Consider the following 16,944-nt stretch of genomic DNA (forward strand, 5'->3'; position numbering starts at 1 on the left):
CGTGAAAGGGTCAGATCAGGAACTGCGACAGGACCTCGTCCTCGGTGATGTCGCGATAGGTGTAGCCGCGGCTGCCGAGCTCGGCGAAGAGCCGCCCGAAGTTCGCGGGGTCCGAGGTCTCGATCCCGATCAGCACCGAACCGAAGTTGCGCGCGGACTTCTTCAGATACTCGAACCGGGCAATGTCGTCTTCGGGACCCAGCAGGTTGAGGAAATCCTTGAGCGCGCCGGGACGCTGCGGCAGCCGCAGGATGAAGTACTTCTTCACCCCCGAGTAGCGCTGCGCGCGTTCCTTGACCTCGGGCAGACGCTCAAAATCGAAATTCCCGCCCGAAGTGACGCAGACCACGGTCCGGCCGCGGATCGACTGGCCGAGATCCTTGAGCGCATCGACCGCCAGCGCGCCGGCGGGTTCGAGCACGATGCCCTCGACGTTCAGCATCTCGAGCATGGTCGTGCAGAGCCTGTCCTCGCTGATCGTCAGCGTGTTGGCGAGCCCCACGCCCTTGAGCCGCTCGAAGGTCCGCGCACCGATGCGCGCCACGGCGGCACCGTCGGCAAAGGTGTTGACCCCGGGCAGCGTCACCGGCTTGCCCGCCTCGAGCGCCGCCCGCAGGCAGGCCCCGCCCGACGGCTCGACGAAGGTGTATTGCGTGTCGTTGCCGAAGTAGCTCAGCATCCCGGCGCCAAGCCCGCCGCCGCCCACCGGGATCACCACGTGGTCGGGCGCACGGCCCAGCTGCGACTCGATCTCGACCGCGACGCTGGCCTGCCCCTCGATCACATCCTCGTCGTCGAAGGGCGACAGGAAATGCCCGCCCTTCTCGGCACAGAAGGCCTGCGCCGCGGCGAGCGTGTCGTCGAAATAATCGCCGGTCATCACGATCTCGACCGCGTCGCCGCCGAACATCCGGGTCTTCTGGATCTTCTGGTCGGGCGTCGTGACCGGCATGAAGATCACGCCCTTCTTGCCGAAGTGGCGGCACATGTAGGCCACGCCCTGCGCGTGGTTGCCGGCGCTGGCCGCGACGAAGAGATCGGCCTCGGGGCGCTTGCTCATGGCATTGAACGCGCCGCGCAGCTTGTAGCTGCGGACCGGGCTCAGATCCTCGCGCTTGAGCCAGATCTCGGCGCCGAAGCGCTCCGAGAGGTGCGCGTTGCGCAGCAGGGGAGTTTCGGGAAAAACCTCGCGCATGTGCTGGGCGGCTTGGCGGGCGTCATCGAGAAAGCGTGTCATCCGCCTGACCTTGCGCAATCCGCGCGCTTTGGCAAGCGCCTCAGTCGATCGAGCGGCCCTCGACGAAGTGGCCGTAGAGCGTCGTCAGCACCGAGATGCCGATCATCGTCACGAACCAGTTCACCACGATGCCGTAAATCAGGCTCACCACGGTGCCGGTGCTGCCGTCGATCATCGCCGGAAGTTCGATCAGCAGCCGCGCGCCCATGACGATCAGCGCCAGCACGAGGATTGCCTTGTCGTCCTGGCCCGACGCCTGCCACGACTCGCGCAGGGTCAGCCGCTCGCCAAGCGCCGCCGCGGGAAGAATGAGCCCGATGCGGAAAAAGAGATAGCTCGCCAGCCCCACGAGACCGAAGACCACCACACCGACGAGACCCGGCACCGCGGTCGCGAGCCCCAGCGCGAGGCCTGCGACCACCGCGATGCCGAGACCCAGAAGCAGGCCGATCATGATCGAGCGGCCGAGATAGCTCATGATGGCGGTGCCGTGCCAGTGCGGCAGGACTCCGCGCGGCTGTTCGCCGGTCAGCACGAAGCGGTGCCAGCCGACGGCGATCCACAGGCTCGCGATCAGCGCGAGGATCATCATGATGAGAAGCTCGAAGGACGCCGCGGGGCTCTGCATCGGCTCACCCGAGGCGGCCCCGATCTGCGGGCTGGCGTAGACGATGACCTGGTTCACCACCTGCACGAGGTAGAGCAGAAGCGACACCCGCAGCGCCGCTCCGAGGTTGTCCAGCACCATGCGCACCGAGTGAACGAAGATCTTCCAGCCCATCAAACCCAACCGCCCTTGCATCGACCAATCACGGCAGGGCTAGCACAGCAGGGCCCGCGGTCAACGGGCGATCCTTGAACCGGCGCCGAAAAGGCGGTATCCGCGCCCGAAGAATTCACGAGAGGGATACCGATGTCCGCGCCTAAGAAAGTCGTCCTGGCCTATTCCGGTGGCCTCGACACCTCGATCATCCTGAAATGGCTCCAGACCGAATACGGCTGCGAAGTGGTGACCTTCACCGCAGACCTCGGCCAGGGGGAAGAGCTGGAACCGGCACGCAAGAAGGCTGAGATGCTGGGTGTGTCGAAGGTCTATATCGAGGACCTCCGCGAGGAGTTCGTCCGCGACTTCGTGTTCCCGATGTTCCGGGCCAACGCGCTCTACGAGGGCCTGTACCTGCTCGGCACCTCGATCGCCCGTCCGCTGATCTCGAAGCGGCTGGTCGAGATCGCCGCTGCCGAGGGCGCCGACGCCGTGGCCCACGGTGCCACCGGCAAGGGCAACGACCAGGTGCGCTTCGAACTCGCCGCCTACGCGCTGAACCCCGATATCAAGGTGATCGCGCCCTGGCGTCTCTGGGACCTGACCTCGCGCACCCGCCTGCTCGAGTTCGCCGAGCAGAACCAGATCCCTGTTGCCAAGGACAAGCGCGGCGAGGCTCCCTTCTCGGTTGATGCAAACCTGCTTCACACATCTTCCGAGGGTAAGGTTCTTGAAAACCCGGCCGAGGAAGCGCCCGACTACGTGCTGCAGCGCGTGGTTCCGGTCGAGCAGGCACCGAACGAGCCCGAGTTCATCGAGGTGAGCTTCGAGAAGGGGGACGCGGTTGCGATCAACGGCGAGGCGATGTCCCCCGCGACGATCCTCACCAAGCTCAACGAGTACGGCGGCAAGCACGGCATCGGCGTTCTGGACCTCGTCGAGAACCGCTTCGTCGGCATGAAATCCCGCGGAGTCTACGAGACCCCGGGCGGCACGCTGCTGCTCGAGGCGCACCGTGGCATCGAGCAGATCACGCTCGATTCCGGTGCCGGCCACCTCAAGGACTCGATCATGCCGCGCTACGCCGAGCTGATCTACAACGGCTTCTGGTTCTCGCCCGAACGCGAGATGCTGCAGGCGCTGATCGACAAGAGCCAGGAGCACGTCACCGGCACCGTCCGTCTGAAGCTCTACAAGGGCTCGGCCCGGACCGTGGCGCGTTGGTCGGATCACTCGCTCTATTCCGAGGCCCACGTGACCTTCGAAGAGGATGCCGGCGCCTACAACCAGGAAGACGCGAAGGGCTTCATCCAGCTCAACGCGCTGCGTCTGAAGCTGCTCGCGGCCCGGAACCGTCGCCTGAAGGGCTGATTTCCCGTCGTCACGTCGGGTGCGCCCCTTCGCACGAACTCGCACCACCCCGCCGAAGACGCCTTCGGCGGGGTTTCCTTTTTCCGGAAGGCATCACGGGCGCTTTGACCGCGGCATGGATCTGCGGGACACTCCCTGCGTGGGAGGAGAGTGTCATGGCCGGGCTTCAGGAATTCGTCGACGCGCAGGACAAGCATTGGCCGCAGATCCTTGGCGAGATGCGGGACGGGCGAAAGGCGACACACTGGATCTGGTACGTGTTCCCGCAGCTCGCCACGCTCGGCCGTTCCGCCATGGCGCGGCATTTCGGGCTGTCCGGGATCGAAGAGGCCGGGACGTATCTGGCGCACCCGGTGCTCGGGCCGCGGCTGGTCACCTGTGCAGAGCTGTTGTTGCAGCATCCGGAGCGCACGCCGGAAGAGATCCTCGGTACGGTCGATGCCCTGAAGGTGCGGTCTTGCATGACGCTGTTCGAGGCCGCGACGGATGCGCCGGGAGTGTTCGGCGAGGTGCTGGAAAGGCTCTATTCCGGCTCAAGATGCCCGGAAACGCTACGGCAGATCGGCTGAAGCGCCGCCCCTGCTGACAGGCAGGAGCGGCGCGGGATCCGTCCGGGGCTGGAGGCCGGACCCCGATACTCGTTACGTGACCACGTCACTCGTGACCAAACAGTCTTCGGCCCCGTGGTCACGACCCGCACCGGGCGCACGTCGCCCGGACACCTGGCCGCGACAACAGTCACGCAGGCGCGGCACGCAAAGTTTCAGAAAAATCTCGGAAAATCAGATCAGGCCGTGCGCCCGCATCTTCTCGTAATGCGGCATGGCCTCACGGGCGAGATCTGCCGCGGCGCCGTCGAGGTCTGGCAAGGGGCCCTCGGGTCCGGCGAAGCCCGTCGAGCGATGCACCGAGGCGTACCAGTGCGGCGCCCAGACCCCGTCCTGGGCATGGCCACCGGCGGGCCAGGCCAGCATCGCCGGGTCGAACGACAGGCCGATGGCGTCACAGAGCGCGCGAAGCTTGCCCTCGGGGTCGGTGCGGATGTCGGCGCTGTCGATGACGTAGGGCGTGAGGCCGAGCGACACCACGTGATCGTAAAGCTCGGACTGCGCCGCGAAGCCGATGTCGGCGGCAGTGGGGTTCTCGTAGCCCTTGGAGAAGCTCGCGACCACGCGCGCGGGGTGGCGGAGCAGGAAGACGTTCACGCAGTCGGCCATGAAATCGCGCGGCACACCGGGGATCATGTGCTGGCACATGTGCTTGTGATAGGCATGCGGCCTCCCGTCCGGGATCGGGCCGATGAGGCTCTGTTGAACCTCGTCTGCGCTTTCCGGGCGGCTCGCCATGATCTCGTCCGCCATCGGATGGGCAAGGCCCGTGAGGCGCAGGTAGGGTCCGTAGAAGGGCTCGTCGACGACGTGGACATCGGCGCGGTTGCCGAAGGAATACATCATCGCGGTCGACAGGTTCCGCGGCCCCGACCACATGGCAATTCTCATGACCTCAGCGCTCCTGTTCCTGCGTCGCCCGCGCAGGCTAGGACTGTTTCACGTGAGACGAAAGACCCGTCACGGCCGCTCACCATGCGGTGAGATCCGGTTGCAGCAGTTGATCGGAACCCGTCGCTCCCGCAGCCTTGTGGAAAAGGGAGGTCACCATGGTCCGCAACATCGTCCTTGCCGTCGCCATCCTGCTTGGCATCGCGGCGCAATCCCACCGCGCCAGCGCCGGAGAAAGGCAGCAGATCGTCGTCGCCGGCGGCTGCTTCTGGTGCGTCGAGGCGGATTTCGAGAAGGTTCCCGGCGTGATCGAGGCCGTCTCGGGCTATACCGGCGGCAAGAGCTCCAACCCCACATACAAGGAGGTGAGCCGCGGCGGCACTGGCCATTACGAGGCCGTCCGGATCAGCTACGACAGCGCCCGGGTGTCCCGGGACCAGCTCTTGGCGATGTTCTTCCGCTCGGTCGATCCGACGGACGCGGGCGGGCAGTTCTGTGACCGGGGAAACAGCTATCGCACGGCAATTTTCGTCTCTAACGCCGCCGAAAAGGCCGCTGCCGAAAAGGCCAAGGCAGAGGCGCAATCGGCGCTCGGGCAGAACATCGTGACGCCGATCCTGCCGGCCGGTCGGTTCTGGGACGCCGAGGCCTATCACCAGGACTACTACAAGGGGAGCAACATCGTGCTCACCCGCTTCGGGCCGATCCAGCAGGCCAAGGCCTACAAGAAATACCGCGATGGCTGCGGGCGCGACCAGCGTGTGCGCCAGCTCTGGGGCAGCGCCGCGCCCTTTGCCGGCGGCTGACCTGCGCGAAGGCGATCAGCCGAAGCGGGTCGCCTGCACGTCCTTGAGATCGGGAATCACGTCGGCGGTGCCGTGCCGCGTGACCATAAGCGCCGCGGCCCGTGCCGCGAGTTCGACCGACTGGCGCAAGGGAAGGCCCCGATCCAGCCCGGCGACGAGGTAGCCGGTGAAGGTGTCCCCTGCCCCGGTGGTGTCCACCGCCTCGACCCTGGGGGCGGCGAAATGCTCGGGCTCCCAGCCGTTTTCGGCACGATGGATGCGACCGCCGCTGCCGCCCTCGGTGACGATCACCGTCTCGACGCCGATCGCCGCGAGGTCCTGCCCGCTGGCGGCGCGCAGCTGCTCCATCTCGACCGCGTTCAGCACCATGAGATCGGCATGGCTCATCACGCCGCGCGCGGCCTCGGCGTCGAAGGGCGCGGCGGCGTAGGCCACCTTGAGCCCGAGATCGCGCGCCATCGTGACCGCCTCGCGCTGCAACAGGGTCTCGTTCTGCAGAAGCAGGTAGTCGCCGGTGTCCGCCTCGGACAGCGCCTGACCCATCAGGTCCTCGGAGATCAGGTGATTTGCGCCGGGATGCAAGACGATGGAATTCTCGCCCGCCCGATCGACGAGGATGATGGCGTGGCCCGTGGGCCCATCGACCGTGGTGATCAGCCGGGTGTCGATACCGTATTCCATCATCCGCTCGACCGCCCAGGCCCCGTCTTCGCCGACGGCGCCCAGATGCACCACCCGCGCCGCGGCCCGGGCAGCGGCGACGGACATGTTGGCGCCCTTGCCGCCCAGGCCCCGCGTCAGCGAGAGGGCGGCAAGCGTTTCTCCGGGTAGGGGAAGGTGCGGCACCGCATAGACGATGTCGATGTTGATGGATCCGAGATTCCAGATCGTCATGTTTTCTGTCCCCTTAACTCGCGACGTGACGCGTTCAGCCCACCTTGCAGGCCGCGAGCACCGCCATGTTCAGGATGTCATTCGCCGTCATGTTCGTCGAGCAGATCTGGATCGACTGGTCGATCCCTGCGAGGATCGGGCCGATCACCGTGGCACCTGCCATCTCCTGCATCAGCTTGACCGATATCGAGGCCGAGTGCCGGGCCGGAACGACGAGGATGTTTGCCGGGCCGGTGAGACGCTGGAACGGGTAGGCCTCCTGCGCCTTGGCGTTGAGCGCCACATCGACGGTCATCTCGCCCTCGTACTCGAAATCGACGCCGCGCTCGTCCAGCACCTGCGGCGCCATGTGCATCTTCTGCGCCCGCTCCGAGACCGGGTAGCCGAAGGTCGAGAACGAGACGAAGGCGACGCGGGGTTCCATGCCCAGATGCCGTGCCACGCCGGCGGCGCGCTCGGCGATGGTGGCGAGATCGTGGGACTCGGGCCACTCGTGCACCAGCGTATCCGAGATCAGCACGATCCGCCCCTTGAGCAGCAGCGCCGTCACGCCCACCGCGCCGTGCTGGGCGTCAGCGTCGAAGACGGTGTTGATGCGTTCGAGCACATGCGCCGACTTGCGGGTCGCGCCGGTCACCAGACCCTCGGCATGGCCATGCGCCAGCATCAGCGAGGCAAAGACGTGGCGGTCGCGGGCGGCGAGACGGTGGATGTCCTTGAGATCCCGTCCCCGGCGTTGCAGCCGCTTGTAGAGGAAGTCCTTGTAGGTCTCGAGATGCGGCGTGTTGCCCGCGTTCACCACCTCGAGCTCGCGCACCGCGTCGCCGAGACCGGCTTCCTCGAGCTTCTTGCGCACGTCATCTTCACGGCCGACGACCAGCGCTTTTCCGAGCCCGTTGCGCTGGTACATGACCGCGGCGCGCAGCACGCGCGGGTCGTCGCCCTCGGCGAAGATCATCCGGGCCTGCGCCTGGCGCGCGCGGTTGTTGATGCTGCGGAGGATCGGCGCGGTCGAGTCCATGCGGCCCCGAAGCGTCTCTTCATAGGCCTCCATGTCGATGATCGGCCGCCGCGCCGCGCCGGTGTCCATGCCCGCCTGCGCCACCGCGGGCGGGATGCGATGGATGAGGCGCGGATCGAAGGGCGTCGGGATGATGTAGTCGCGCCCGAAGGCCAGCTGCTTGCCATAGGCCAGCCCGACCTCGTCCGGCACATCCTCGCGCGCGATGGCCGCCAGCGCCTCGGCACAGGCGATCTTCATCTCGTCGTTGATGGCGCGGGCGTGGATGTCGAGCGCGCCGCGGAACAGGTAGGGGAAGCCGAGAACGTTGTTCACCTGGTTCGGATAGTCGCTGCGCCCGGTGGCAACGATGGCGTCGGGACGCACCTCGTGGGCCTCTTCCGGGGTGATTTCGGGGTCGGGGTTCGCCATGGCGAAGATCACCGGGTTCTCGGCCATGCTGCGGACCATGTCCTGCGTCACCGCGCCCTTGGCCGAGACGCCGAGGAAGACGTCGGCGTCCTTCATGGCATCCTCGAGCGTGCGCGCGTCGGTCACCGCCGCGTGCGCCGATTTCCACTGGTTCATACCCTCGGTGCGGCCCTGGTAGATCACGCCCTTGGTATCGCACATGATGCAGTTGTCGTGCTTCGCACCCATCGACTTGATCAGCTCGAGGCAGGCGATGCCCGCCGCACCCGCGCCGTTCAGCACGATCTTCACGTCCTCGATCTTCTTGCCGCTCAGGTGCAGCGCGTTGATCAGGCCCGCCGCACAGATCACCGCGGTGCCGTGCTGGTCGTCGTGGAACACCGGGATGTCGCACTCTTCCTTGAGGCGCTGCTCGATGATGAAACACTCGGGCGCCTTGATATCCTCGAGGTTGATGCCGCCGAAGGTCGGCGCCATCAGCCGCACCGCCTTGATGAATTCCTCGGGGTCTTCGGTGTCGAGCTCGATGTCGATCGAGTTGACGTCGGCGAAGCGCTTGAAGAGCACAGACTTGCCCTCCATCACCGGCTTCGAGCCGAGCGCTCCAAGGTTGCCGAGACCGAGCACCGCGGTGCCGTTCGAGATCACCGCGACGAGGTTACCCTTGTTGGTGTAATCATAGGCCAGCTCGGGGTTGGCGGCGATGTCCTCGCAGGGGATCGCGACGCCGGGAGAGTAGGCGAGGCTCAGATCGCGTTGCGTCGTCATGGGGACGGTGGCCTGCACCTCCCACTTGCCTGGGGTCGGTTCGAGATGGAAGGCGAGCGCCTCTTCCCGGGTGAACTTGATCTTGGCCATGACTTCCTCTCCAACGCTTGGGCGTCGTAGCTCTTAGCGCAGGGTAAACCTTCGCTCAACAGCGCCGTTTTCGCCTTTCGCGCAGGGAGGGGGCTTTGTTATGTCTGGCCCGAACCGACAGGCGGGGGACGGAATGACGGCAGTCACGCCGATGATGGCGCAATATCTGGAGATCAAGGCAGAGTATCCCGACGCCCTGCTGTTCTACCGGATGGGCGATTTCTACGAACTTTTCTTCGACGACGCGGCGGCGGCGGCAGAAGCACTGGACATCGCGCTCACCAAGCGCGGCAAGCACGCGGGCGACGACATCCCCATGTGCGGCGTGCCGGTACATGCGGCCGAGGGCTATCTCCTGACGCTGATCCGCAAGGGGTTCCGCGTCGCCGTCTGCGAGCAGATGGAAAGTCCGGCCGAGGCCAAGAAGCGCGGCGCCAAGTCCGTCGTGCGGCGCGAAGTGGTGCGGCTGATGACCCCAGGGACGCTGACCGAGGAGTCGCTGCTCGAGGCGCGCCGGCACAATTTCCTGGTCGCTTTGGGCAGGGTCAGAGACGAATGGGCCCTGGCATGGGCCGACATCTCGACCGGCGCGTTCCACGTGATGCCGCTGGCACAGGCCCGCATCGGTGCCGAGCTGGCGCGGCTTGCGCCCTCCGAGCTGCTGGTCTCGGACACGGTCGACGGGGAACTGCGGCCGGTGCTGGGTGATCTCGGGATCTACCCCACGGTGCTGGGCCGCGCCTCCTTCGATTCCAGCGGCGCCGAGACACGGCTCTGCACGCTCTACGGGGTGCAGACGCTGGCAGGCTTCGGAAGCTTCAGCCGCGCCGAGCTCGCGGCGATGGGCGCGCTGGTCGACTACCTCGACATCACCCAGAAGGGTCGGCTACCACTCTTGCGCGCCCCGCAGCGCGACGCGATCTCGCGGCTGCTGCAGATCGACGCGGCGACCCGGCGCAATCTGGAACTGACCCATTCCATGAACGGCGGCCGTCAGGGCTCGCTGCTCTCGGTGATCGACCGCACGGTGACGCCGGGCGGCGCGCGGCTGCTCGAACGGCGCGTCTCATCCCCTGCCCGCGACCTCGCGGTGATCGGCCGCAGGCTCGAGGCCATCGACTGGGCCATGGACAGCGCACTCGGCGCCGCCCTGCGCGACAAGCTGCGCAAGGTCCCCGACCTCGACCGTGCGCTGTCCCGGCTCGGACTCGACCGCGGCGGCCCGCGCGACCTCGCCTCTGTCCGCAATGCGCTGGAACAGGCTGAGGAGATCGCGCTGGCCCTTGGCGAGGCCGACCTGCCCGACCTGCTGGCCGAGGCCCGCACCGCGCTGCACGGCCATGACGAACTGCTGGCCCTGCTCGACGCCGCGCTGATCGCCGAGCCGCCGCTACTGGCGCGGGACGGCGGTTTCATCGCACCCGGCTACGACGAGGGCCTCGACGAAGCCCGAAAGCTGCGCGACGAGGGCCGCAGCGTGGTCGCGGCGATGCAGGCGCAATACGCGGAACAGGCCGGGGTGAACTCGCTGAAGATCAAGCACAACAACGTGCTGGGCTACTTCATCGAGACCACCGCGACCCACGCCGAGAAGATGATGTCGGCGCCACTCAACGAGATCTTCATCCACCGCCAGACCACCGCCAACCAGGTGCGCTTCACCACCGTCGAGCTGACCGAGCTCGAGACCCGCATCCTGAATGCCGGGAACGAGGCGCTAGAGATCGAAAAGCGGCTCTATTCCAGCCTGAGAGAGGCCATTCTCGCGCAGGCGGCGCAGCTCTCCGAGACCGGCCTGGCACTCTCGGAGTTCGACCTGGCGCTTGGTCTGGCCGATCTCGCCCGCGCGCAGGACTGGTGCCGCCCGCAGGTGGACGAGAGCCGCGCCTTCGACATCCGGGGCGGCCGCCACCCGGTGGTCGAGCGCGCGTTGCAGACCCAGGGCGCCGGGCCCTTCATCGCCAACGACTGCGGCCTCACCGCCGAGGGCGAGGCCGCGTCGGTCACCCTGCTCACAGGTCCCAACATGGCCGGTAAGTCGACCTTCCTGCGCCAGAACGCGCTGATCGCGCTGCTGGCCCAGATGGGCTCCTACGTCCCGGCGAAACGCGCCCATGTGGGCCTGATCAGCCAGATCTTCAGCCGCGTCGGCGCTTCGGACGACCTCGCCCGCGGGCGTTCGACCTTCATGGTCGAGATGGTCGAGACCGCCGCCATCCTCAACCAGGCCGACGACCGGGCGCTGGTTATCCTCGACGAGATCGGTCGCGGCACCGCGACCTACGACGGGCTCTCCATCGCCTGGGCGACGCTCGAACACCTGCACGGGGTCAACCGGGTGCGCGGCCTCTTCGCCACGCACTACCACGAGCTCACGGTGCTCGCCGGCAAACTCGAGGGCGTGAAGAACGCCACCGTCGCGGTCAAGGAATGGGACGGCGAGGTCATCTTCCTGCACGAGGTGCGCGACGGCGCCGCCGACCGCTCCTACGGGGTGCAGGTGGCGCAGCTCGCGGGCCTGCCCAAGGCCGTGACCGACCGCGCCCGCACCATCCTCGACGCGCTGGAACAGGGCGAACGAGAGCGCGCCGCCCCCAAGGCGCTCATCGACGACCTGCCGCTCTTCTCGGCCGCCGCCGTCGCAGCGCCGGCCCCGAAACCCGCCGCCGGCCCCTCGCCCGTCGAGGAACGGCTGGCGAGCATCCTGCCCGACGACATGTCCCCTCGCGAGGCGCTTCAGGCTCTCTACGAGCTCAAGACGCTGCTGACGGAATAGCAAGAGGGCGGCCCCACCTCGGGACCGCCCTCTTCCGATCTTCATCTTGCCAGGTAAACTCCGGGGGTGAGGCGCGGAACGCGCCGAGGGGGCAGCGCCCCCCTCTCTTCCCCGAACCTTCAGCTTGCGGGCATCGAGCTCACACCGACCTGCGCCGGACGCAGCAGGCGGTCGTAAAGCATGAAGCCCTCGGCCGAGACCTGGATGATCTCGCCGGCACGGGTGCCAGGCACCGGCGCCTCGAACATCGCCTCGTGCTGCTGCGGGTCGAACTTGTCGCCGACCTCGGGCTTGATGGCTGTCATCCCGTGCTTCGAGAACACGTTGAGAAGCTCGCGCAGCGTCAGCTCGACGCCTTCGATCAGCGCATCGCCAGCCTTCTCCTCGCGCGCCACGCTCAGCGCCCGCTGCATGTTGTCGTAGACCGGCAGCAGGTCACGCGCGAGCCGCGTGCCGCCATACTGCTGCGCTTCGCGGCGATCCTTGTCGGCCCGCTTGCGGGCGTTCTCGGCATCCGCCAGCGCCCGCATGAAGCGGTCCTTGAACTGGTCGCGCTCGGCGCGCAGGGCGTCGAGCTCTGCCTCTGCGCTGTCGATCTCTTCGGCGTCATCCGCCATGGCCTCCGCCTCGGCGGCTTCGATATCGTCGAGAAACTCGTCGTCTTTCGGGTCTGCCATTCTTCACCTCTAGCTCCGTTCGGCAATCAGCTTGCCGACCAGCTGCGCCGTGTAGTCCACGATTGGGACGATCCGGCCGTAGTTTAGACGCGTGGGCCCAATCACACCCACCGCGCCGATGATCTTTCGATCCGCGTTCATATATGGAGAGACCACCAGAGAGGAACCCGAAAGTGAGAAAAGTTTGTTCTCCGAACCAATAAAAATGCGCACACCGTCGCCCGCTTCGGCCAGCTCCAGAAATTCGGCAATGTCCCGCTTGCGCTCGAGGTCGTCGAAGAGCGTGCGAATGCGACCGAGCTCATCTGTCTCGGCCTCGGTGCCCAGAAGATTCGCCCTGCCGCGCACGATGAGACGCGCCGAAGTGTCGCCCTGCCCCTCCCAGCTCGCCAGCCCGGCCTCGATCAGATCCGCCGCAAGCGTGTCGATTTCCTGCCGGCGCCGGGCGATCTCGTCGGCCATGATGCGGCGCAGTTCGGCCAGCGTACGCCCCCCGATCAATGCATTCAGGAAATTCGCCGCCTCGCGCATCGAGCTCGGGGTCTGACCCGGCGGCGGCGTGAAGAGACGGTTCTCGACGTGGCCGTCCCCGAAGACCAGCACCACCAGCGCGCGGTCGTGGCCGAGGCTCACGAACTCGATGTGCTTGATCGGCGCCTCGTGCTTCGGCGTCAGCACCAGAGACGCGCCATGGGTCACGCCCGAGAGCGCCGCCCCCACACGGTCAAGCACGCCGCCCACATCATCGGCCCCGCTGCCGAGCGTCGCATCCAGCTTCTCGCGGTCGGTATGGTCGAGATCGCGCACCTCGAGCAGCCCGTCGACGAACATCCGCAGCCCAAGCTGGGTGGGAATCCGTCCCGCGCTCACATGCGGGCTGTCGAGAAGCCCGAGGAACTCGAGATCCTGCATCACGTTGCGGATGGTCGCGGCGGAGACCTTTTCGCTGAGCGACCGGGTAAGCGTGCGCGACCCGACCGGGTCGCCGAATTCGAGGTAACTTTCGACAACCTTGCGAAAGACCTCGCGCGAGCGGTCGTTCATCTCGTCGAGCAGTCTGCTGCCTTCTTTCATTCGTCGCCTCTCCGCGTCCTGCGGTCATAAAACGGTGGCTCCATGGCGCCGTCAATCGGGGTTGCGGGGATTGCGAGGCACCATTATCCCGGACGCAACCGAGAAAGGGGCGCCGATGAGACCGTCAGGACGACATTTAAGCGAAATGCGCACCGTTTCAATCGAGACGGGGACCACGAAACATGCAGAGGGCTCGTGCCTGATCAAGGTGGGCGACACCCAGGTCATCTGCACCGCCTCGCTTGAAGAGCGTGTGCCGCCCTTCATCAAGGGCTCGGGTCTGGGCTGGGTCACCGCGGAATACGGCATGTTGCCGCGCTCCACCGGCTCGCGCATGCGCCGCGAGGCAACCTCGGGCAAGCAGGGTGGACGCACCGTCGAGATCCAGCGCCTGATCGGCCGCTCGCTGCGTGCAGGTGTCGACCGCGTGGCACTCGGCGAACGCCAGATCACCATCGACTGCGACGTGATCCAGGCCGATGGCGGCACCCGCTGTGCCTCGATCACCGGCGGCTGGGTCGCGCTGCGGCTCGCGGTCAACAAGCTGATGAAAGCCGGCGACGTGAAGACCGATCCGCTGGTCTCGCCGGTCGCGGCGGTGAGCTGTGGCATCTATGCGGGCCAGCCGATCCTCGACCTCGACTACCCCGAGGACAGCGAAGCCGGCGTCGACGGCAACTTCATCCTGCGCGGCGACGGCCAGCTCATCGAAGTGCAGATGTCGGCCGAGGGCGCGACCTTCTCGCGGGCGCAGATGAGCGAGCTCATGGACCTCGCTGAAAAGGGCGTGGCGCAGCTTGTCGAGGCGCAGAAGGCCGCAGTGGCATGACCCGCAAGTTCGAGGGCGACCGGCTTCTGGTCGCCACCCACAACCAGGGCAAGCTCGACGAGATCACCGACCTGCTCAAGCCCTTCGGCGTGAGCGTGGTCGGCAATGCCGAGCTGGGTCTGCCGGAGCCGGATGAAACCGGAACCACCTTCGTCGAGAACGCCCGCATCAAGGCGCATGCGGCGGCACAGGCGACCGGTCTCCCTGCCCTGTCCGACGACAGCGGCATCGAGATCGACGCGCTTGGCGGCGCGCCCGGTGTCTACACCGCCGATTGGGCCGAAACCGGCAATGGCCGCGACTTCGTCATGGCGATGACCCGTGCGCATGACGAGCTTCTGGCCTCGGGCGCGGCGCAGCCCTGGACTGCGCGTTTCTGCTGCACGCTGGTGCTCGCCTGGCCCGACGGCCATGACGAGGTTTTCCCGGGCGTGATGGAGGGCCAGGTGGTCTGGCCGATGCGCGGCGATCAGGGGCACGGCTACGACCCGGTGTTCCAGCCGCAGGGCTACGACATCACCTTCGGCGAGATGGACCGCTGGGAGAAGAACCGGATCAGCCACCGCGCGGACGCGTTCGCCAAGTTCGTGAAGGGCTGTTTTGCCTGAGACCTGGCGCGACGGAGGCTTCGGCCTCTATGTACACTGGCCCTTCTGCGAGGCCAAGTGCCCCTATTGCGATTTCAACAGCCACGTCACGGCCCATGTGGATCAAACCCGCTGGGCCGAGGCTCTGGTGCGCGAGCTCGCACGCTACGGCGCGCTCACCGAAGGACGGATGCTGCGCTCGATCTATTTCGGGGGCGGCACACCGTCTCTGATGCAGCCCGAAACCGTCGGTGCGGTGCTGCGCGCCTCACGCGATCACTGGGCCTGGGCCAACGACATCGAAATCACGCTCGAGGCCAATCCGCGCTCCGTCGAGATCCGCAAGTTCGAGGGGTTTGCCGGCGTCGGCGTGAATCGCGTGTCGCTTGGCGTTCAGGCCCTGCGGCCCGACGATCTTCGCCGGCTCGGCCGGTTGCACGGGGTCGATGAGGCTCTGTCTGCGCTCGATATCGCGCGTTCGACGTTCTCGCGGGTCAGTTTCGACCTGATCTACGGCCGGCAGGGTCAGTCGCTGGCCGCCTGGGAGACCGAACTGCGCGAGGCGCTGGACCTCGCCGGGGATCACCTGTCGCTTTACCAGCTGACCATCGAGGAAGGCACCGCCTTCTGGGAGCGTGCGCAGGCGGGCGGGTTGAAGGGTTTGCCGGATGAGGATCTGGGCGCGGACATGTATCTTGCGACGCAGGAAATCTGCGGTGCCGCCCGGTTCGAGGCCTATGAAGTCTCTAACCATGCCCAACCGGGCGCGATGTCGCGCCACAACCTCGTCTACTGGCGCGGTGGCGACTACGTCGGGATCGGTCCGGGGGCGCATGGCCGGGTGACGCTGAACGGTGTTCGTCACGCGAGTGTCGCCCGGAGACTTCCGGGTCTGTGGATCGCGGCTGCCGAAGCTGGGAGCGGCGATGAGAGCCTCTTGCCGCTGACTGGTGAAGATGTATGGGCAGAATACATCATGATGGGGATGAGGCTGTCTGAGGGCCTAGATCTGGAACGCGCCCGCGAGATCGGCGGAACCCGTTTCGAGGAGATGCCGCTCGCGAAGTTTCAGGATCTGGGGCTCATCTGGCGCGATGCCACGCGATTTGGTGCTACGCTGCAAGGACGCATGGTGCTGAACACCCTGACATCCGAACTGCTCTGATTTTCCAAGATTGGTGGGCGCGGGGTCATCCCCGCGCCAAAGATCCGATCAGCGCGCGACGCTGAGGATCATGCAAAGCGCGTCGAGCTGCTCGAAATTGTTGTAGGAAATCGTCAGCGTGCCGGATTCTGCCCCGGGCTTGTTCGAGATGCTGACCTTCATGCCGACCGCGGCCGAGAGATCGCCCTCGAGAGCGCGCGTATCCGCATCCTTCTCCATCGGGTAGGATGCAGGATCCGGACGTTGCCGCGGCGGCTGGCTTTCGGCACGCAACAGAGCCTCAGCCTGCCGAACCGAGAGCTTCTTATCCATGATTTGCTGCGCCATGGTCTCTGGATCGCGGGCCGTGACCAGCGTACGGGCATGGCCGGCGCTGAGTTCGCCGTTCCGCACATGCTCCTGCACGCCTTCGGGAAGGTTCAGAAGCCGGAGAAGGTTGGCGATGTGGCTCCGGCTCTTTCCAAGCGCCTCGGCGATCTTCTCCTGCGTGTGGCCGAAACGGAACATCAGCTGCTTGTACCCGGCCGCCTCTTCGATGGCGTTCAGGTCAGCGCGCTGGATGTTCTCGATGATCGCGATTTCCAGCGTTTCCTGATCGTCCAGATCGCGGACAAGCACCGGAACTTCATGGAGCTGAGCGAGCTGCGCGGCGCGCCAGCGGCGTTCGCCGGCGACGATCTCGAACTGGCCTTCGGAACCGGGCGCGGGACGGACGATAATCGGCTGCAGAATACCCTTGGCGCGGATCGACTCGGAAAGCTCGCGCAGGTGGTCTTCGGTGAAGGTGCGACGCGGCTGGTCCTTGTTCGGAACGACCGACTCGATCGGAACGAGACGATCCGGCGACCTCGGCGTCGTCTGGTCAGCTTCCTGCGCCGGGACGAGATCGACGTCCGACATCAGCGCGGAGAGTCCGCGTCCGAGGCCCCGGCGTTGTTCCTTCTTGTCTGCCATATCTGCTCTTTCTTCTTGTGTT

The 16,944-nt window shown here is 66.3% G+C and carries 15 protein-coding genes; 7 read left to right on the top strand and 8 right to left on the bottom strand.

Features of this window, described 5'->3' with window-relative positions; all coding sequences use genetic code 11:
- Positions 1 to 10 precede the first annotated feature (10 nt).
- Together ilvA and BLQ77_RS05305 are read right to left on the bottom strand one after the other, a co-directional pair.
- Complete coding sequence (gene ilvA, locus BLQ77_RS05300; RefSeq protein WP_089956308.1) at positions 11 to 1,237, bottom strand: threonine ammonia-lyase IlvA; 1,227 nt, start codon at positions 1,235 to 1,237, stop codon at positions 11 to 13.
- Positions 1,238 to 1,277: 40 nt separating this feature from the next.
- The gene (locus tag BLQ77_RS05305; protein ID WP_008886817.1) at positions 1,278 to 2,018 is read right to left on the bottom strand and encodes a hypothetical protein; all 741 of its coding nucleotides are present in this window, start codon (positions 2,016 to 2,018) and stop codon (positions 1,278 to 1,280) included.
- A gap of 132 nt (positions 2,019 to 2,150) precedes the next feature.
- Between BLQ77_RS05305 and BLQ77_RS05310 the strand changes: the two genes are divergently transcribed.
- On the top strand, positions 2,151 to 3,371 hold the full coding sequence (locus tag BLQ77_RS05310) for an argininosuccinate synthase (protein WP_089956311.1): 1,221 nt from the start codon (positions 2,151 to 2,153) through the stop codon (positions 3,369 to 3,371).
- A 155-nt stretch (positions 3,372 to 3,526) separates the two neighbouring features.
- Positions 3,527 to 3,940, top strand: coding sequence for a DUF1810 domain-containing protein (locus tag BLQ77_RS05315; RefSeq protein ID WP_089956315.1), 414 nt, complete (start codon positions 3,527 to 3,529; stop codon positions 3,938 to 3,940).
- A gap of 213 nt (positions 3,941 to 4,153) precedes the next feature.
- On the opposite strand, the gene BLQ77_RS05320 is transcribed toward BLQ77_RS05315, so the two are convergent.
- Positions 4,154 to 4,870, bottom strand: coding sequence for a sulfotransferase-like domain-containing protein (locus BLQ77_RS05320; RefSeq protein ID WP_089956318.1), 717 nt, complete (start codon positions 4,868 to 4,870; stop codon positions 4,154 to 4,156).
- Between the two features lie 158 nt (positions 4,871 to 5,028).
- On the opposite strand from BLQ77_RS05320, the gene msrA reads away from it, so the two are divergent.
- Positions 5,029 to 5,676, top strand: a complete 648-nt coding sequence (gene msrA / locus BLQ77_RS05325; protein WP_089956321.1) for a peptide-methionine (S)-S-oxide reductase MsrA — start codon at positions 5,029 to 5,031, stop codon at positions 5,674 to 5,676.
- Positions 5,677 to 5,691: 15 nt separating this feature from the next.
- Here msrA and BLQ77_RS05330 read toward each other — a convergent pair whose 3' ends face one another.
- Both BLQ77_RS05330 and BLQ77_RS05335 read right to left on the bottom strand, forming a co-directional pair.
- Positions 5,692 to 6,570 (bottom strand): ribokinase, encoded by an 879-nt coding sequence (locus BLQ77_RS05330; protein WP_089956325.1) that lies wholly within the window; start codon positions 6,568 to 6,570, stop codon positions 5,692 to 5,694.
- A gap of 34 nt (positions 6,571 to 6,604) precedes the next feature.
- The gene (locus tag BLQ77_RS05335) at positions 6,605 to 8,860 is read right to left on the bottom strand and encodes an NADP-dependent malic enzyme (protein ID WP_089956327.1); all 2,256 of its coding nucleotides are present in this window, start codon (positions 8,858 to 8,860) and stop codon (positions 6,605 to 6,607) included.
- A gap of 133 nt (positions 8,861 to 8,993) precedes the next feature.
- Here BLQ77_RS05335 and mutS point away from each other — a divergent pair, with 133 nt between their 5' ends.
- On the top strand, positions 8,994 to 11,636 hold the full coding sequence (mutS, locus tag BLQ77_RS05340; protein WP_165617033.1) for a DNA mismatch repair protein MutS: 2,643 nt from the start codon (positions 8,994 to 8,996) through the stop codon (positions 11,634 to 11,636).
- Between the two features lie 119 nt (positions 11,637 to 11,755).
- Here mutS and BLQ77_RS05345 read toward each other — a convergent pair whose 3' ends face one another.
- Both BLQ77_RS05345 and hrcA read right to left on the bottom strand, forming a co-directional pair.
- Positions 11,756 to 12,313: a nucleotide exchange factor GrpE gene (locus BLQ77_RS05345; protein ID WP_089956333.1), complete on the bottom strand. Its 558-nt coding sequence runs from the start codon at positions 12,311 to 12,313 to the stop codon at positions 11,756 to 11,758.
- Between the two features lie 9 nt (positions 12,314 to 12,322).
- Complete coding sequence (gene hrcA, locus BLQ77_RS05350) at positions 12,323 to 13,387, bottom strand: heat-inducible transcriptional repressor HrcA (RefSeq protein ID WP_008886507.1); 1,065 nt, start codon at positions 13,385 to 13,387, stop codon at positions 12,323 to 12,325.
- Between the two features lie 115 nt (positions 13,388 to 13,502).
- On the opposite strand from hrcA, the gene rph reads away from it, so the two are divergent.
- From rph to hemW, 3 genes are read left to right on the top strand one after another with little or no spacing between them, the layout of a single operon-like run.
- Complete coding sequence (gene rph / locus BLQ77_RS05355; RefSeq protein WP_089956336.1) at positions 13,503 to 14,216, top strand: ribonuclease PH; 714 nt, start codon at positions 13,503 to 13,505, stop codon at positions 14,214 to 14,216.
- Entirely contained in the window at positions 14,213 to 14,824 is a 612-nt protein-coding gene (gene rdgB / locus BLQ77_RS05360; protein ID WP_089956340.1) for an RdgB/HAM1 family non-canonical purine NTP pyrophosphatase, read from the top strand. The genes rph and rdgB overlap by 4 nt, the downstream gene beginning before the upstream one ends.
- The gene (hemW, locus tag BLQ77_RS05365; RefSeq protein ID WP_089956344.1) at positions 14,817 to 15,968 is read left to right on the top strand and encodes a radical SAM family heme chaperone HemW; all 1,152 of its coding nucleotides are present in this window, start codon (positions 14,817 to 14,819) and stop codon (positions 15,966 to 15,968) included. Before rdgB ends, hemW begins: the two co-directional genes overlap by 8 nt.
- Positions 15,969 to 16,016: 48 nt before the next feature.
- Here the strand turns inward: hemW and BLQ77_RS05370 are convergent, their stop codons facing one another.
- Positions 16,017 to 16,922, bottom strand: coding sequence for a ParB/RepB/Spo0J family partition protein (locus BLQ77_RS05370; RefSeq protein WP_089956347.1), 906 nt, complete (start codon positions 16,920 to 16,922; stop codon positions 16,017 to 16,019).
- Positions 16,923 to 16,944: the final 22 nt, after the last annotated feature.

It is taken from the genome of Salipiger thiooxidans (assembly GCF_900102075.1).
Taxonomy (GTDB): domain Bacteria; phylum Pseudomonadota; class Alphaproteobacteria; order Rhodobacterales; family Rhodobacteraceae; genus Salipiger; species Salipiger thiooxidans.

Coding starts and splice junctions, on each gene's coding strand:
- BLQ77_RS05335 (WP_089956327.1), bottom strand. CDS start 8,860: ATGGCCAAGATCAAGTTCACCCGGGAAGAGGCGCTCGCCTTCCATCTC.
- mutS (WP_165617033.1), top strand. CDS start 8,994: ATGACGGCAGTCACGCCGATGATGGCGCAATATCTGGAGATCAAGGCA.
- BLQ77_RS05345 (WP_089956333.1), bottom strand. CDS start 12,313: ATGGCAGACCCGAAAGACGACGAGTTTCTCGACGATATCGAAGCCGCC.
- BLQ77_RS05315 (WP_089956315.1), top strand. CDS start 3,527: ATGGCCGGGCTTCAGGAATTCGTCGACGCGCAGGACAAGCATTGGCCG.
- ilvA (WP_089956308.1), bottom strand. CDS start 1,237: ATGACACGCTTTCTCGATGACGCCCGCCAAGCCGCCCAGCACATGCGC.
- rdgB (WP_089956340.1), top strand. CDS start 14,213: ATGACCCGCAAGTTCGAGGGCGACCGGCTTCTGGTCGCCACCCACAAC.
- BLQ77_RS05310 (WP_089956311.1), top strand. CDS start 2,151: ATGTCCGCGCCTAAGAAAGTCGTCCTGGCCTATTCCGGTGGCCTCGAC.
- BLQ77_RS05320 (WP_089956318.1), bottom strand. CDS start 4,870: ATGAGAATTGCCATGTGGTCGGGGCCGCGGAACCTGTCGACCGCGATG.
- BLQ77_RS05330 (WP_089956325.1), bottom strand. CDS start 6,570: ATGACGATCTGGAATCTCGGATCCATCAACATCGACATCGTCTATGCG.
- BLQ77_RS05305 (WP_008886817.1), bottom strand. CDS start 2,018: ATGGGCTGGAAGATCTTCGTTCACTCGGTGCGCATGGTGCTGGACAAC.
- msrA (WP_089956321.1), top strand. CDS start 5,029: ATGGTCCGCAACATCGTCCTTGCCGTCGCCATCCTGCTTGGCATCGCG.
- hrcA (WP_008886507.1), bottom strand. CDS start 13,387: ATGAAAGAAGGCAGCAGACTGCTCGACGAGATGAACGACCGCTCGCGC.
- rph (WP_089956336.1), top strand. CDS start 13,503: ATGAGACCGTCAGGACGACATTTAAGCGAAATGCGCACCGTTTCAATC.
- BLQ77_RS05370 (WP_089956347.1), bottom strand. CDS start 16,922: ATGGCAGACAAGAAGGAACAACGCCGGGGCCTCGGACGCGGACTCTCC.